The following is a 16432-nucleotide window of genomic DNA, read 5'->3' as shown; positions in this document are numbered from 1 at the left end:
CGATATGACCGTTGTGACTCCATTTTTATCTCGTCCATTGCTCTCGCTGCCATTGCTATTTGGGCATAATTAAATGGTGATTGAACCTAACAGTTTTTCGAATTCTGGTTGGGAAATTGCTCGCATCATATCTCCAAACGGCCTAAGTCTTGATGTAACGGAGAGAGATTTTGTTTAAACGCAGAGGTTGATTTGCTGCTAAAACAAAAACTATGAATGGATTCAAAAAGCCGTTAACAACGTATGCCAAGTCTAAAAGTTTATAAATTATACTCGATGATTAAATTGTGATCAATAAAGATTGTGAAGAATCAGGAGGACGATACGTCATGGCCTTCACTCAGAAAGTTGGCAAGGTTTCGTGGCCTAATAAAGAGGGTATGGTAATGCCTTTGCAGGCATAACCAGTCAATGGATAGCCACTTTATGGCTGGGTTTGTTCGCTATTACTTTCTTGTAACCGTCTACTGCAAATGGTTATCAACAATTATTGCTACGTCACCTCTTTACAATCCTTGTTAGGGTCAATTAGATTCAAGTGAGTGGGCTATTTGGTATTTGAACCCAAATCAATCGCGCACATTTAAAAAAATTTAAAGTGAATTGCTATTATGAAAATTGTTATTAAGGTGGGTACACAAAGCATCTTGTCGCATGATGGAACACCCTTTGAACCAATCATGCAGCATTTGGTGGAGCAAATCGTAGCTTTACAGAAAGCCGGGCATCATATTGTTCTGGTTAGTTCTGGTGCAGTTGCTTCAGGACGTAAGGTAGCGCAACAGCTGCTGGGACGGCAATATGGAAGTTCGATCGCCGAAAAACAAGTATTGGCATCTCTGGGGCAACCTGAACTCGTTCATATTTATGCTGCGATGTTTCGAGCGCATAAAATCCTTGCTGCGCAAATTTTACTGACCAAACAGGATTTTCGAACCCGGCAACACTATTTAAATATAGCCAGATTACTGCGGGAAATAGTAGAGCAAAAGAATATTATTCCTATTATTAACGAAAATGACAGCGTTTCTATTGAAGAACTGATGTTTACCGATAACGACGAGTTAGCAGGTCTTATTGCGGCGCAAATGAATGCGGATAAATTAATTATCTTAAGTAATGTGGAAGGAGTGTATACAGGACACCCGGATTTTGCTGATTCGGAATTTATTCCTGTTATTGGACCTGAAAAAGGCTGGCCTGCAGTATCTGCGGTAAAAAGTACGCATGGACGCGGCGGCATGATTAGCAAGCTTGGCACTGCCCGCAAAATGTCCGCTCTGGGTATTACTACCCATATAGCAAGCATCAATCAACCTTCCGTGATTATGCGCATTATTGCAGAAGAACAAATTGGCACTGTTATTTTGCCTGCCAAGAGAAAATCAAATATAAAAAGATGGATTGCGTTTAACAGTGAAAAAAGAGCAGGGTCAATTTCGATTAATCCACGCTTATATCAACTTTTAAAAGAAAATAAACGTGTTCTAAGTATATTGCCAGTTGGGATAGAGAAATACGACGGCGATTTCAAGCGTGGTGATCTGATAGAGATTCGGACCCTGGAAGGGGAGAAAATTGGAATTGGTTTGGCTAAATATGATGCTAATAAGTTAGCTGACTATTTAGGGCAAAAAGATAAGCCTATCTTTATTCATTATGATCATTTGCATATTTTTCAGGAGATTTAAGTGAAAGAGAAAGTAATGAAGGCACTCAAAGCGGTAAAAGAAGCCAGCCAAAGCTTAATTTCATTAAGTGAAGCCCAGCGCAACGAAGTACTCCTGGATCTTGCCAAGACCCTAGGCGAAGAAACGCAACAAATTATTGCTGAAAACAAGAAAGATTTGGCCGCGATGGATCAGAATGATCCCAAATACGATAGGCTTCTTTTGTCGGAAGAGAGAATTCATGCGATCGCTTCTGATATTGCATTAGTTGCTTCTTTGAAACACCCACAAGCCCGCATACTTGATGAAAAACAGTTGCCTAATGGTTTGCGAATACAAAAAATTTCCGTCCCCCTGGGAGTCGTGGCTGTGATTTATGAATCCAGACCAAATGTGACCATTGATGTTTTTGCTTTGTGTTTTAAAACAGGCAATGCTTCTGTACTTAAAGGCGGTAAAGAAGCTTACTATAGTAATCAATGTTTAGTATCCCTTATCAATAAGACCTTAAGTCGCCACAATATTAATCCTGATGTGGTCTATTTATTGCCGCCAGAGCGCGAGGCAATGAATGTTCTTTTGACAGCAAATGAGTGGGTCGATGTTTGCATTCCAAGAGGAGGCCAGGCTTTAATTAATTACGTGCGTGAGCACGCCAGAATCCCTGTGATAGAAACGGGTGCTGGTATTGTTCATACCTATTTTGATGCCAGTGGTGATAAGGAAAAAGGTCGCCTGATTATTAACAATGCCAAAACCAGGCGAGTAAGCGTTTGCAATGCCCTGGATACCTTGATCATCCATGAAAAACGCCTGGATGATTTATCCTATTTAGTTGAATTGCTTGCTGAAAAGAATGTTGAACTCTTTGCCGATGAGTTAAGTTATAGAAGGCTCGAACAGTCTTACCCTAAAACATTGCTCCATCAAGCCGGCCCTGATGATTTTGGCCATGAGTATTTATCTTATAAGATGTCGATAAAAACAGTTTCTTCAAAAGAAGACGCTGTTAAACATATTCATGATTATACCTCGGGTCATAGCGAAGCGATTATTACAGAAGATAAATCTGCCGCTAACTATTTTGTAAATCAGGTCGATGCGGCTGCTGTCTATGTTAATGCGTCTACTGCGTTTACAGATGGCGGGCAATTTGGGATGGGGGCTGAAATTGGCATTAGCACGCAAAAATTGCATGCTCGGGGGCCCATGGCATTAGACGCACTATCCAGTTATAAATGGGTTATTTTTGGTGACGGCCATATAAGGGCATAGCCATAGAGCAGGACGATTAGGATAATCCTCAATTATTTATTTTTATAATTAGGTTCTATAATTAATTTAAATATTCCACTAGTGAAAAGATTATGCTTCTACGTAAATCAATTTTGGTTGGTATGAGTATTTTTCCTTTCTTTCCTGGTGCTGCTCTGGCCGAACCTAATTCGGTTGCTTTGGAGATCACCATTCAGGCTTTACGGCAATGTTATGAGGTAGAACATAAAACAGAGTCTGAAGTCGCTATCTGTATGAATGAACGGATAAGACAAAATCCAAACCTCATCTATTTTCAGGCCCATCTGTCCGGCGATATTCCCGGTGATTTAGAATTGATATTGTATAATCACGCTGGTTACACAACAAAATGCGCGCTCTATGCTGGAAGAACAATTGAGCTAAGGCAGTGCGTGAATTATCAAGCCCCCCCTCTTACCAATAGCCAGGAATTATCCATTACGCCCCCGAATGAATAAAAGAAAGGGATTGTGGACAAAATAAAATAATGGAACTTTATGTGTATTTATTTTGAGTACTCCATGAGCGCTTGTAATAGTGCGATTGTATGTTGCCCCTCGCACCCCACACCATAAATATCCGTATTGCCTGTGAGCAAGAATTTTGTTGGTCAAAGATCGCCATTGTATGTACAATAATAAATTTTGTGATCATTTTAAGATCACAAAGATTTATTTTTAATGCAAGATATAGGGAACTTGAATGGCTACGAGTCGGGCAGCAATGTTGGCAATGATTCAGGAAAGAGATCGGCGGTTTCTTTTACATCCGAGTGTAACTCTTGAGAAATTTACGTCCAGTCTTTTGCACTCGTCAGTCCCTTCTCCCGAGATTTTACAAGTTCATTTAGAAAAATTGGCAGCCCTAGAGGAATCCCAACGCCTTGCCTTGTTGAATGAAAAACATCGTGGAAGGACGCTTTTACATGCGTCTGCACTCTATCCGGCATCCTTAAAAATGGTTTTAGCAGCCTATCCCAGGGAGAGGCGCAAAGAGGCAGTGCAAGAAAAAGATCAGGAGCTGAAAACCGTCTTGCATGCAGCTGTTGTAAATCCTGAGTCCCTGGACATCATTTTAGACTTATATTCGCCGGAGGAATTACAAGAAGTTGTCCAGGCAAAAACAGCCTATGACGACACAACGTTGCATCTAGCCGTTCCCTATGTTGAATCCTTCCAAAAGATTTTGGCCATTTACCCTCCTGAGAAACAGTTAATGGCTCTGCAGCAGACCAATAAAGGTCGTTCCAGTGTTTTGCAATCGATCCTGTCTTATCCCAAGACGTTAAAATCCATGTTGGACTCCCATGCTCATGCTATTTGGAGTTTAAATCCTAAGAATGAAACCAACGGCGACACGGAACCAACGATGTGGCACATCGCTGTTAAAAATACTGACGTGTTGGAATTGCTTTTACAAGCATTACCGGAAGCTGGGCGGGTGCAGGCAGTCCAAGCAAAGCTGGTAGGACACAACCTTTTGAATTGGGCGCAAGATAATCCCGATACTCTGCGAGTTATCCTCCGATATTTACCTGAGCGGGCTCGACTCCCCTTACTTCTGGAGCGAGGCCCAAGTGGTAGCAATATTCTGGACAGACTGGAAGCGAGCTCAAATTTTTTGAGTCTTGCAGCGATATTGGAGTCGTTTCCTGAAGCGGCAGGCTGGATGGGAGAAGTAGGCCGTGGTAAAACACGATGGTTACCGCCCTTTAATACGGCGAATAATCCTGCCAAGCTGATGCAGCAAATGTTAGTCCTTTATGATCATATAAAACAATTAAAACATTGTGGTATGCAGCTATCCGAGGCTAAGGGTGTTGGCAAACAGACGACTGAGTTGGCAGACAGTTTAATGTTTTCACTGAATCAATTTATCACCGCAAAGAAAGGGCATGATGCCCCAGCAATTGCGGCCGCGCAAAAGCAATTTTGCATGAAGCTTTGTCAAGGCTATAAAGACATGAGGACACGCTCCGAATTGGTAGGCGCGATTATTCTCAATATTGGCATGGCTGCCACAGTGATAGGCCTGCCCTTTGTGCTGGGTAAATTATTTATTACTGGTAGTGGTTTTTTTATGCAAACAGAGAGACAGTGCAAGGTATCTGCAATCAGGGATTCCTTCCTCACTTTGGAGAAGAATAGCGATTTTAGTGCAGCCTTGCCCACACCGGGTGGCGGTGGCCAGTAGTTATCTTCGATTAATCCTCAATGTGATAGTCATTCTTTCAGGATAAATCTTAAAATGGTCTTTCCTTGATGTTCAACCTGTTCACGCCAGACTGAAAGGGCTCTGGCTCTCAATTTAAAGGTCAACCTGTCTTCATTAACCTGTTCTCATTATCGACCTTAAGTATGACAGTTTTGCCTTTTAGCGTCATTTTGCGCATAATAGCGCGTCTAAATTATTCAGTGGGTGAAAAAATGGGGTTAATGGATATCAAAAGCGGTCGTGACGTACCCAATGAAATTAATGTAATTATCGAAATTCCTATGCATGGGGAACCAGTAAAATATGAGGTTAATAAGGAAACAGGCGCTTTGTTTGTTGATCGATTTATGACAACAGCGATGTTTTATCCTACCAATTATGGCTATGTTCCAAAGACCTTGTCTGAAGATGGGGATCCGGTTGATGTCTTGGTGGTAACCCCTGTGCCCTTAATCAGTGGTGCCGTGATTCCTTGCCGTGTGGTTGGCATGCTTAAAATGACCGATGAAGCAGGTGTAGATACCAAAGTATTGGCTGTCCCTACCAGTAAATTGAGTAAAATGTATGAGCACGTGAAAACGTATAAAGATTTACCTCATCCCTTGTTGTTATCGATTGAGCACTTTTTCCAGCATTATAAAGATTTGGAAGAAGGCAAATGGGTAAAGGTAGATGGCTGGCAGGGACCAGAAGCTGCTCGTGATGAGATTATTGCAAGCGTTGCTCGTTTTGAACAAGATCAGTAAAAGATGTTTTCGCAAAGGCAGAAGAGCTCTTCTGCCTTGCTGGTTGTATGGGCTTTTTGGCTAATTTTTATGTTCCGTTGTACTGCTTGTCTTATCTTCTTGTAATATCTGCTCCAATTCGCCGGAAGCTTGGCGAGAAAAACTGATTAATTCGTGTTCTTTTTCAAAGAAAGCAAATGATTTCTGGAGAGAGCTTTCATCGTGCTGAGCGAAGGCCTGCGCCTTTCTGCGCATGCTGTCAGCACTGTAGCCCAAAAATTTCATAATTTCCTGGGCCATCGTTAATGAAGAATCAAAAATTTCGCGTTTAAAATAATCGACGCCGGCTTTATGCAACTCATAAGCATGACGGCGGTTGCGGGCTCTGGAATAGATAGCCATATGGGGGAACTCTTCCTTGCATAATTTAACTATTTCAAGGCTGGTATCAGGGTCATCGACCGCTACAATCAAAAGTTTGGCTTGCTCTGCGCCAGCATTTTTCAATAAATCAAGGCGCGACGCATCACCAAAATAACCTTTAAAACCGAATTTTCGCAGTAATTCTATTTGTTCGGGATCTTTTTCCAATACCGTAAGTTCGATGCCCTGGGCTGTGAGAAAGCGGCCGATGATTTGTCCGAAACGACCATAACCAGCAAGAATAATGGGTTGCTGCTTATCGATAGCATCAAATTGCCGTTGAGGAATTGCACTCATAAAGGAAGGGACAATGAAACGTTGATAAAAGAGCATCAAAAAGGGGGTTGTTGCCATTGAAAGGGCAACGGCAAGTGTGTAGAAGTTGGCTTCTGCCAATGAAATTACATTGACTGAGCTGGCAAATTTGAATAATACAAACGCAAACTCACTTCCCTGGGAAAGCGCCAGGGCAAAGCCGACAGTTTGTAACCTGGTTAAACCAAAGCTTTGCCCGAGAATGAGAAGGATGAGGGCTTTGATAGCGATAAAACAGACTACCGTACCCAACAGTTGCAGTGGTTGTGTTGATAGCAAGCTAAAATTCATTCCCATACCAACTGAAATGAAAAATAAGCCAAGCAGTAAGCCTTTGAATGGTTCAATATCGGTCTCTAAAGTACGTTTATATTCAGAGTTGGCCAGGACTACGCCAGCTACAAACGCACCCAGGCCAGGCGAAACACCAATAGCCTGCATTAATAGAGTAATACCCACAACCAGAGCTAATGAAGTAGCTGTGAACACTTCACGTAAATTAGTCTGGGCAATGATGAAGAAGAAATGACGCGATAGATAATGCCCTGCGACAATAACCGCTGTGATAACAGCAGCAATTACTCCCGCATGAGTCCATCCTGAAAGTGAGTTCAGGATACTTGTGGGATGAATGGCTGTATTCGACTGAGCTGACAGCGTCAATAAGGGTATAATAATGAGGATTGGGATTACTGCGATATCCTGAAACAATAATACGGCAAAGCAGGTTTCTCCTGTCGCTGTGCGCATTAAGTTTCTTTCCTGCAGCATTTGCAAAACTAACGCGGTGGACGATAAGGCAAGCGCCATACTAATTGCCAGGGAAACATGCCAGTCGAAACCGAGAAGGATGCCGCAAATAGTAAGGGCCATTGTGGTGAGCGTAACCTGTAACCCTCCCAGGCCGACAATCGCTTTTCTTAAACGCCATAAAGTTTCTGGCTCCAATTCCAGACCGATAAGGAAGAGCATCATGATCACACCAAATTCAGCAAAATGCATAATTTGTTGTGCATTACCAATAAATTTGAAGCCAAAAGGGCCAATGAGGACACCAACAATGAGATAGCCGAGCACGGAGCCTAATTTAAAACGGCTGGCGATAGGCACAATAACACAGGCTGCTGCAAGGAATGTAAAAACATTAAAAAGAAAATCATTATTCATTCGTGTCTTGTTTTTGTTGGGGGAACTCTCAGAGTATACCTGAACTCGACAAGACAACTAATGGTTTGTTTTTCTCTACCTTGCAATTGCCCGGGGAGATTAAATGAATGCGTGTGCCAGGCCGCTCTCGTCTTTGGGGGTTTCCAAATTTTCTCTGTGGGCGGTGGTCTTTGGTATCTCCTTGAGAGAGGAGAAAAACGCCACTCTATCTTTTCGCGGAGGATTATCTAGAGTAACCTCTGACATTGCTTTTTCTAAAGCAGGCAGGGAATCTGACCTTTCTCCCTGCAATATTGCAGTTGACTGCGAGGCGACTACTTGTTGTGCTGGAGCCCGCGAAGAGACTATTGGTTGTGTTCGATTAGTAGTTGTTCGCGCGCTTCTAGTGAGGTCCCTTGTTGCCCCTGGTAATCTTGAATAATATCGGCTACCAGGGAAAGCCTCATCATTAAATCAAGCAGCTCTTTTCTATCCTTGCTTTTCAGTGAAAAAAGCAGATTGCTGAATTCATGAACTGCATGGTCAAATTTTTGTTTTTGGGGTTCTGAGGCTAAGGTTATGCTTTTCAGCATCGCCCCAGTGATTGCACTTCCTACAACAGTACTGACGGTTTGATCCGGATTTGGGGTAAAAAATTGAAGCGGATGACTTGCTGTCACAGTTTTTTCTGGTTTAGGGCTTTCTCTTTTAAAATAAGTCTGCATCCAATTAACGAGTAAATGAGGCTGCTCTGAAAGAATAGCAAAAGAGGGCCTTTCATGTAGAGGCAAGGTGGGAGGAACTACAAAATAATCTTTTGTCGCTTGAAAAGTATCAATCATATCTCCTGGATAGGTCACAAAATTATAACCCAGGGCTGCCCCTAGCCACATTACGGCTGGACTTTCTTCAGTTAAATAATCTATGGAGCGCTGGTACCAAAGGTCAAAACCGCCTTCTTGCTCATGGCGCTTGGCAAACTCATGCGCGGTATGTTCAACGCTCTTTTTTAAGTGTTCCGTTGTTTCATAGAGTTGCATAATATCAACTTTATTTTTTTGGAAATCAGGCGAGTTAATCCAATCCTGCCATCCTACTATTTGAAAATTCAGGCCGGCACGGCGAGCAAGGTTGTTGATAAGGGTAATTTTTTCTTTAGTGCTTTTATCACCATGGTCCTTGTTAAAATTTTCGGCTGATATGCCAAGAGGAGCCAGGAAATGTTGTAAATTACTTTCAAAATATTCAGCACCTAGCGTAAGCGCTTTCTGTTTAAGTTCATTGATTTTGTCTTGGGAAAGTGGTGCTTCCTCGGAACTTCGAGGTTTTAAATTATGCCAATAAACCTCATCTGCGATGAGAAGCGTGGTGGAGCGATGGTGTTGCAATGAATACTTGAGTGCTGCCTCCAGATACTCCCCTGCGCAATATTCGTTGCCTACTATACTAAGAAGCATCAAATTAGTTGTGCTGCTGAGATCAGAAAAATTCTTTTTGGATTTTCCTTTACCAACAAAATTGGCTTTTAAAATGGGGCCTTTACCTTTAACTCTAGGCATCTCTCTTCTCATTCACAGCAAAATGGACCTTAATAATACAGATCGAGTATTAAGCTATCCTTAAGACAGTCCGAAATGTCGCATTATATCCATTGTTGTATTTTATGCACAATATGGGCATTAGCTGATGTTTTGCAGGTTATTTTAGCTCGTCAACTATTGATTAATGGCTTGAAACCCTGCTTCATCAATTGCTGTACGTGCATAGTGGGCTATTAGCTGGTGTGTTGCAGTCGTTGGATGAACATGATCCCAGAATAGATAGCCTGCGCAGGAAGGTGATATTGCTGCAGTCAAACCATTTTCCAAATGGCTTTGATAACTAACTGTCAAGGCTTCATTAAGGGCTGGGTTGTTAAGAATGGCTTCTTTGGTTTGTTCCCTATGAGCGATGTTTTGCTGTTGATCAGGGGCTTTCTAGCTTCTAAGGAAAGCAATCACGCAATCCAGCGAAAATGGAAGTAGTTCCCATAAAGCCAGTGCCTGATTGCAATCCGTGTTGATTAAGGCGAGGTTGCTTCGGAAACCCCCTTCACAGGGGGAGTCGAGGATTGTAAATGCATCACCCCGCGTACTATCGTACCTAAAATCTGGATAGTTGGCAGATTTTTACTTTGTAACGGGTCGGCGCTCAAGATAGTCATGTCAGCCAGTTTGCCTGGTTCGAGACTCCCTTTGTCTTGTTCTAAACCATAGAGTAAGGCTGCATCGATTGTAAGTGCTTTGAGTGCATCATTGAGCTCCACCTGCTCATTGGCGGCAAATTTGTCGATACACGCCTTTGTTGGGGGGGAGTCCCAGTTTTGTATTTCACGGGTGTTCATGAACTGCATCATTTGTAAGGGGTTAGGGGCTGTGGTTGGTGAGTGTGCATGAGCACTGATTGTTCCAAAGGTTCTTTTGGCGCTGGCTAACGGCGTATCTTTAAAGAATCCGTTGGGGTTAGGTATTCTTTGGCATAAAGCCTCACCCCAATAATACAAATGGGGTACAAACCAATTGACAGTCACTCCTAATTGACGCATACGCTCTAACTGATCCTGGCGAACAAATTGGGCATTCACAATGATTGGATGAAACAGCGTATCAGGATAAAAACGTTGTACTTTCGCGGTAAGATTTAAGGACAAATCAATTGCCGCATCACCATCGCACTCCAGTGCCACCGGTGTTTTTGCACGGCCTGCAGCCATCATGATTGCTTCCAGTTCTCTGGGCGAGTAATTCAGAGGCCCCTTCCATTCCAAATTAACGTTTAAATAAGATTGGTTGAGGAAGGCCCTGTATTCATTGGCTGCCCCATCAACCTGGATTGTGACGGGCCCTGAGTAGAGACGCGGCTTGTCCTGATAGACCAGATCCATTCGTTGTTTTTCAGGAACACTCGCGGGATTGACAATAATATCTACCGGAAAATCATCCTGTTGGGCTAATTGCCCATAACTACTGAGCCACTCAGGTTGGGCTCGTGCTTCAGTGACTGTAGTATAACCTCGTTGTGAATAACGCTTGGCTGCAGTCTGAATCCCTGCTGTTACTTGCTCTTCTTTAATTAGAATTGCCAATAAATTGTATAAGGGTTCATTGCGAATGACGCCGTCCTGATTAATTTTATCGGCCAGGGAGGGTATTTTTTTTATTGCAGCCTGATTAAGCAATGCCTGATGACCTGAAGAAAAGAAGACTATGATGGGTTTCGTGGTACTAATTTTATCCAACATCGCCTGGACAAGAGGCTCCCCTTGCATGCGCATTTGATCGTAGCCATTAATAATGAGCCATTCGTCATTCGTGTTCAGTTTATTTTTTATTGCGGCTAAAAATGCGGAGGTTGTTTTGATTGGTTGCCAATCAGGTTGCTCGAGGGCATTCGTAGTTGATAAATCAATAGCGTGGTCGGTTAACCAGCCATAGAGCAGGAATTGCGAGTGAGTATCGATAAAGCCCGGTGTGACGACTGCACCTTGCAAATCAACCACCTGGGTATTTTTACCACGGCAGTTAGCCAACAATGTTTGTTGTTCTCCAACGGCTACGATACGGTGATTAGTGACTGCAACAGCAGTCGCGTGCGGTTGATTGGGATTTAAGGTGATAAAATTGGCGTTTATAAAGAGAGTGCTTGCATTTTGACAAAGAGTATCCTTGGCAACTTCAGCGAATACAAAACAGGAATAGGTTAACCAGGCAAGCCCCGCGACAACGATTTTACGCATATGTTGCATCATTCACATCCTAGTGTAAGGCATTATCATAATCCTAGCGTAAGTTATTAAGAACTGGCAAAGATTTTCACGTTTTCACAGTAATTGATTGATAAAAAGTTGAGTTATTCTTTGAATTTGGCCCTGTAAAGCGCAGTTTCATTTGTTAAAAAATTGCTGAGATATCCTGGTAGGACCAAATAGGATTATTATTCTTAAATTCCTCTTGTACACTAATTTACAAAATGGTCAGAGTGGCGTAAAGTGAATGCGGTTTTTGTTTATTTTTTACACGATTATTAAGGTTATCTTAAGCTTGCCTCGGTACAATAATCTTTTTGTAAGCGTTGGAACAATAGAAAAGGAATGCAATGAGTAGTAAACACACGTTGTCCATTTTTAGTCTCACAATGATTACGGTCGGTTCTGTAGACAGTATTCGCAATTTGCCAGCTACAGCCCTTTTTGGTAGTCAGTTGATTTCCTTCTTTATTTTAGGTGCATTGTTTTTTTTAATTCCCACGGCATTGGTATCGGCAGAGCTTGCCTCTGGATGGGCAAAACAAGGCGGGATTTATATCTGGGTAAAAGAAGCTTTTGGTAAAAAAACAGGGTTTTTAGCAATTTGGTTGCAATGGATTGAAAACGTAATTTGGTATCCGACCATTCTATCTTTTGTGGCTGGAACTATTGGTTATTTAATTAACCCTTCTATGGCATCTAATCCTTATTTCCTCTGGATAGTCATTGTCAGTGCTTTCTGGGGGGCGACTTTAGTCAATCTGCGTGGTATGCGTTCCTCTGCCTTGTTTAGCAATATTTGTGCGCTCTCCGGTTTATTATTGCCTATGGCTTTAATTATTGGCTTAGGCGCTGCCTGGATTGTTGGTGGTAACCCTTTGCAGGTGCAATTTGATTCGGCAAGTATCAGTCCGCATTGGCAGGACAGGTCCATGTGGGTTTCGCTAACAGCAATTATGATGTCTTTTTGCGGTATTGAAATTGCTACTGTGCATGCTAATGATGTTGATAATCCGCAACGTGCTTTTCCGCGCGCATTAACTTATTCAGTATTTATCATTTTGAGTACATTGATTTTAGGTTCACTGGCGATTGCAGTTGTTTTACCACAGCAAGACATTAATCTGGTAGCTGGTATTATGCAGGCCTTTGATGCTTTTTTCTCTAAGTATCATTTGGTTTGGTTTATGCCTTTCATTGCATTGATGTTGGTTATGGGTGGGCTTGGTGGTGTGAGCAACTGGATCATAGCACCGACTAAGGGTTTGCTGGTTGCAGCTGAAGATGGCAATTTGCCTGAGGTGTTTCGACGTACAAACGCACATGGTGCGCCTGTTGTCATGTTAATCAGTCAAGCCGTAATAGTCACCATTTTATCTGCATTGTTCTTATTTATGCCAAGTGTCAACGGTTCTTATTGGTTATTAACCGCTTTGGCTGCGCAACTTTATATGTTGATGTATTTGCTAATGTTTGTTGCTGCTATTAAATTGCGTATAAGTGCGCCGAATCACCCGCGTGCCTTCCGCATTCCAGGTGGTATGGCGGGTATGCTCCTGGTGGCCGGGATTGGTATTATAGGTGGGCTAACAACCTTGGTAGTGAGTTTCATGCCGCCAGAAGGCATTAATGTTGGGGGTGTTAGCCGTTATGAGCTGACCTTGGTTACAGGCTTGTGTTTGATGTGTTTGCCTCCTTTTGTCAGTTCCTGGTTTCAGTCACGTGCTATTCGTGTTCAACAATTGGGAACAGATTTAGTCTTGTAACAGGCTGGTATGACTATTGAACAACTCTTGCTTGCTTTGGAAGCGCGACTACCAGAATTGGAATGGAAAATTAGTTCATTGGTGAGCGCGCATTTTCCCACCAAGTCGTTACCCAGAGGTTTATTTCATTCCCATGGGGATGCAAGTGCCTCTGCTTTCATTAATGAAATTAAAGCCGATATTCAAAATTTGGCGGCACAGAAAAATCAGTCTTGTGCTTATTATCTTGCCCAACGAATTAATCAAAAAATTAATGTTTTGGTGACCTTATGCAATCTGCAGGATAAAAAGCCAAAAGCAAGAGCAAACATCAGTTTTGGCGTCAATTTAATCAGTACTCGACAGCAATGGTTGCAATCTCTGCAAAGTGATATTGAGCTTTTATCAGCACAACAACAGGCAATGGTTAAATCTCAGCAACTCATGCGGCAATCTCATGCTGATCCGAACGCTTTATTAAACTTGCAAGCAGAATTGGGTGAGGTAGAAAAACGTTTAACTCTCGCAAAAGAAACCTTTGCACGTGCTACAAATTGATGTTGATCTAAACACAAGAATGCTGCCAGGTGAAGGTTATCAAAAAGAGGTAACCTTTTGTACATGACCTAAGCAAATCAGTAGAATCACTCGCTACTGTAATCCAGATCCTCACTCAGCAATTTGGCGAAGGCTTCAGCACTCATTGGTTGGCCGTAAAAAAATCCCTGCCCCTCATCACATTGACACTGCTGTAAAAACTGCAGTTGTTCTTCGGTCTCTATGCCTTCTGCAAGGACTTTGAGTTTTAGGCTATGTCCCATAGCAATAATTGCTTCAACGATGGATGCATCATTTTGCTCGCTAATACAATCGCTAACAAAAGATTGATCAATTTTCAATTTGTTCACTGGAAATTGCTTTAGATAGTTTAAACTGGAATAGCCCGTGCCGAAATCATCAATAGTCAGATTGATACCAATTTCCTTGAGTCGTTTTAAGGTATAGAGATTTTGAACTGTTTCATTCATGATGGTACTTTCAGTGAGTTCAATTTCTATATACTGTGGAGATAGTTGGGCACTCGCTAATGATTGTTCGACTATATCAGCAAAGTTTTCACGCATGATTTGAACGCCAGAAACATTGATTGCCATCCGCACGGGCCTCAATCCTTGGGATTGCCAATCCTTATTTTGCAAGCAAGCATTCTGCAAGATCCATTCACCCAAAGGGATAATGATTCGTGACTCTTCTGCAATTGGTATAAAGTGCTGAGGAAAGATGATCCCTCTCTTTGGATGTCGCCATCGAACCAGTGCCTCAACACCACTAATCTGTCCGGTTTTTAAATCAATCGTTGGTTGGTAGAGCAAATAAAACTCATTACGTAATAAGGCATTACGCAACTCAATCTGCATTTCCAAACTCTTTTTGCTATGGTTTTTAATGGATTCGTGATAAAGCTTGACGGTATTGCGTCCCTGATTTTTGGCCATATACATTGCCATATCAGCATTCTTAAGGAGTGTAGCAGCATCATTCCCGTCATGGGGATAAATGCTGATACCAATACTGGCAGTCACAACGATTTCATGGCTTGCCAGTTCGATAGATTGTGCCACCCTGGTGAGAATACGCTGTGATACAAGACGTATCTCTTTATGAGTATTGGCTACCAATAAGATCACAAACTCATCACCACCAAAACGAGCAACGGTATCACTTTCGCGAGTACAGAGAAGAAGGCGTTGTGCAATTTCTTGTAGCAGCATATCGCCTGCATTATGGCCAAGGTTGTCGTTAATGAGCTTAAAGTTATCAATGTCGAGAAACATGATGATCAGTCTGGTTTGGTCGCGCCTTGCATGGGCAATTCCCTGATTGATGCGATCATAAAGTAAGGTACGATTAGGTAGGCCTGTCAACAAATCATGATTTGCCTGGTAAGCAAGTTGCTGCTCCATTTGTTTGCGCATGGTGATATCACGGAAGCTCCACACGCGACCTACAATCTTATCATGCATCTTGTGTGGTTTGGCATGCCACTCAAACACGTTATTGTTAATAGAAATTATTTCGTCAAAGCGCTCCTGTTTTGGGTTTGCCTGTAATTCATCAATGTTTGTCAGGAATATTTGTGGATGCTTCAGTTTTTTGAAAATCTCATTAATGAAAAATTGCCAATCAGGTTCTTGAGTGAATTTTGCGGGCATTTGCCACATATCTATAAATTTTTGATTGTAATATTCAATATTTCCATGGCGATCAACTACTAATAAGCCTTCTGCTGTCGATTCCAGCGTTGATTGTGTCAGTGCCAGGCTTTTTTCCAGTTCACTTGTGCGGTGGGCTACCCTTTTTTCTAATAATTGATTAAGTAAATCAAGGTTTACATTTTTGTAGGCCAGGGAGAGCGATGTGAGTAGAAATTTGTTCGAATAATAACAACTGGCAAAAATAATAGGCATATAAATAAGGCCGCTAAAACCTAAAATAATATAGATCCCCCCCTGGAGAAAGAGCCAAATGTTAAAAGGGATGAACGTAGGCAAAAGAAACAGGCTATAGATGCTCGTAACAGGGGAAAAAAAAGAAATTGAACCGGCGGTCATACCAAAAATGAGGATCACTACAAAGGTTTGATGGACAAGGCTTTCAGCAGGCATTAATAAAGAGCCGGCAATTCCCCAGCCACAACCTGAGAGAAAGGTAAAAACAGCAAAAAGGATTAACCAGGTATCTTGCGACAACCGAGTTTCTTTCAAGTGATAATAAATAGCGGTAATCAGCCATAACGTTGAGAGCAAAAGCATGTAAAAGAGCCAGCTAATCAAGGAGGATCTGGGAACTACTTTCCACAAGGCAATAGTAAGGAAAACGGCAGCAAAACTTTGGGCTGCTATGCCAAATGGATTTTGCTGATAGAGAAGACGAATCTGATCACTGTGAATGCGATGGGCTAATGGCTCCGGCTGATCCTTTTCCTGATCATTCAGATCCTGTTTTTTTGAGTCCTTTAGTTCCATCAATCAACCAGCCTCCAATCGTCAAATTTTATCTGTTTGACCGATGTTTCTGCTTCTTGATACCAATCGTATATAGCTAATTATAGTA

General features: G+C 42.1%; 12 protein-coding genes. 7 read left to right on the top strand and 5 right to left on the bottom strand.

Annotated features, from left to right (window positions below; genetic code table 11):
- Positions 1-611 precede the first annotated feature (611 nt).
- The 5 genes from proB to ppa all read left to right on the top strand — a co-directional run bounded on the left by proB (position 612) and on the right by ppa (position 5926).
- The gene (gene proB, locus Lfee_RS03270; protein WP_058443856.1) at positions 612-1691 is read left to right on the top strand and encodes a glutamate 5-kinase; all 1080 of its coding nucleotides are present in this window, start codon (positions 612-614) and stop codon (positions 1689-1691) included.
- Positions 1692-2945, top strand: a complete 1254-nt coding sequence (locus tag Lfee_RS03265; RefSeq protein ID WP_058443855.1) for a glutamate-5-semialdehyde dehydrogenase — start codon at positions 1692-1694, stop codon at positions 2943-2945.
- A gap of 92 nt (positions 2946-3037) precedes the next feature.
- Entirely contained in the window at positions 3038-3424 is a 387-nt protein-coding gene (locus Lfee_RS03260) for a hypothetical protein (RefSeq protein WP_058443854.1), read from the top strand.
- Between the two features lie 244 nt (positions 3425-3668).
- Positions 3669-5159 carry a hypothetical protein gene (locus Lfee_RS03255; RefSeq protein WP_058443853.1) on the top strand — a complete coding sequence of 497 codons (1491 nt, stop codon included), beginning with the start codon at positions 3669-3671 and terminating at the stop codon, positions 5157-5159.
- 233 nt (positions 5160-5392) lie between these two features.
- The gene (gene ppa, locus Lfee_RS03250) at positions 5393-5926 is read left to right on the top strand and encodes an inorganic diphosphatase (protein ID WP_058443864.1); all 534 of its coding nucleotides are present in this window, start codon (positions 5393-5395) and stop codon (positions 5924-5926) included.
- Positions 5927-5986: 60 nt separating this feature from the next.
- Here the strand turns inward: ppa and Lfee_RS03245 are convergent, their stop codons facing one another.
- The 4 genes from Lfee_RS03245 to Lfee_RS03235 all read right to left on the bottom strand — a co-directional run bounded on the left by Lfee_RS03245 (position 5987) and on the right by Lfee_RS03235 (position 11576).
- Positions 5987-7810, bottom strand: a complete 1824-nt coding sequence (locus tag Lfee_RS03245) for a monovalent cation:proton antiporter-2 (CPA2) family protein (RefSeq protein WP_058443852.1) — start codon at positions 7808-7810, stop codon at positions 5987-5989.
- A gap of 344 nt (positions 7811-8154) precedes the next feature.
- Positions 8155-9348 (bottom strand): hypothetical protein, encoded by a 1194-nt coding sequence (locus tag Lfee_RS03240; RefSeq protein WP_058443851.1) that lies wholly within the window; start codon positions 9346-9348, stop codon positions 8155-8157.
- A gap of 156 nt (positions 9349-9504) precedes the next feature.
- Positions 9505-9645, bottom strand: coding sequence for an SGNH/GDSL hydrolase family protein (locus Lfee_RS16880; protein ID WP_156413353.1), 141 nt, complete (start codon positions 9643-9645; stop codon positions 9505-9507).
- Positions 9646-9851: 206 nt separating this feature from the next.
- The gene (locus Lfee_RS03235; protein ID WP_082646559.1) at positions 9852-11576 is read right to left on the bottom strand and encodes an amidohydrolase; all 1725 of its coding nucleotides are present in this window, start codon (positions 11574-11576) and stop codon (positions 9852-9854) included.
- A 347-nt stretch (positions 11577-11923) separates the two neighbouring features.
- Here Lfee_RS03235 and Lfee_RS03230 point away from each other — a divergent pair, with 347 nt between their 5' ends.
- Positions 11924-13339, top strand: coding sequence for an APC family permease (locus Lfee_RS03230; RefSeq protein WP_058443849.1), 1416 nt, complete (start codon positions 11924-11926; stop codon positions 13337-13339).
- 9 nt (positions 13340-13348) lie between these two features.
- The gene (locus tag Lfee_RS03225; RefSeq protein WP_058443848.1) at positions 13349-13876 is read left to right on the top strand and encodes a hypothetical protein; all 528 of its coding nucleotides are present in this window, start codon (positions 13349-13351) and stop codon (positions 13874-13876) included.
- A gap of 86 nt (positions 13877-13962) precedes the next feature.
- Here the strand turns inward: Lfee_RS03225 and Lfee_RS03220 are convergent, their stop codons facing one another.
- Positions 13963-16344, bottom strand: coding sequence for an EAL domain-containing protein (locus Lfee_RS03220; protein WP_238584853.1), 2382 nt, complete (start codon positions 16342-16344; stop codon positions 13963-13965).
- Positions 16345-16432 lie beyond the last annotated feature (88 nt).

The organism is Legionella feeleii (assembly GCF_001467625.1).
Classification (GTDB): domain Bacteria; phylum Pseudomonadota; class Gammaproteobacteria; order Legionellales; family Legionellaceae; genus Tatlockia; species Tatlockia feeleii.
The sequence above is the reverse complement of the archived record's forward strand: the minus strand, read 5'-3'. Positions and strand labels throughout refer to the sequence as shown.

Coding starts and splice junctions, on each gene's coding strand:
- Lfee_RS03220 (WP_238584853.1), bottom strand. CDS start 16,344: ATGGAACTAAAGGACTCAAAAAAACAGGATCTGAATGATCAGGAAAAG.
- Lfee_RS03260 (WP_058443854.1), top strand. CDS start 3,038: ATGCTTCTACGTAAATCAATTTTGGTTGGTATGAGTATTTTTCCTTTC.
- proB (WP_058443856.1), top strand. CDS start 612: ATGAAAATTGTTATTAAGGTGGGTACACAAAGCATCTTGTCGCATGAT.
- Lfee_RS03225 (WP_058443848.1), top strand. CDS start 13,349: ATGACTATTGAACAACTCTTGCTTGCTTTGGAAGCGCGACTACCAGAA.
- Lfee_RS03240 (WP_058443851.1), bottom strand. CDS start 9,348: ATGCCTAGAGTTAAAGGTAAAGGCCCCATTTTAAAAGCCAATTTTGTT.
- Lfee_RS03230 (WP_058443849.1), top strand. CDS start 11,924: ATGAGTAGTAAACACACGTTGTCCATTTTTAGTCTCACAATGATTACG.
- Lfee_RS03255 (WP_058443853.1), top strand. CDS start 3,669: ATGGCTACGAGTCGGGCAGCAATGTTGGCAATGATTCAGGAAAGAGAT.
- Lfee_RS03245 (WP_058443852.1), bottom strand. CDS start 7,810: ATGAATAATGATTTTCTTTTTAATGTTTTTACATTCCTTGCAGCAGCC.
- Lfee_RS03235 (WP_082646559.1), bottom strand. CDS start 11,576: ATGATGCAACATATGCGTAAAATCGTTGTCGCGGGGCTTGCCTGGTTA.
- ppa (WP_058443864.1), top strand. CDS start 5,393: ATGGGGTTAATGGATATCAAAAGCGGTCGTGACGTACCCAATGAAATT.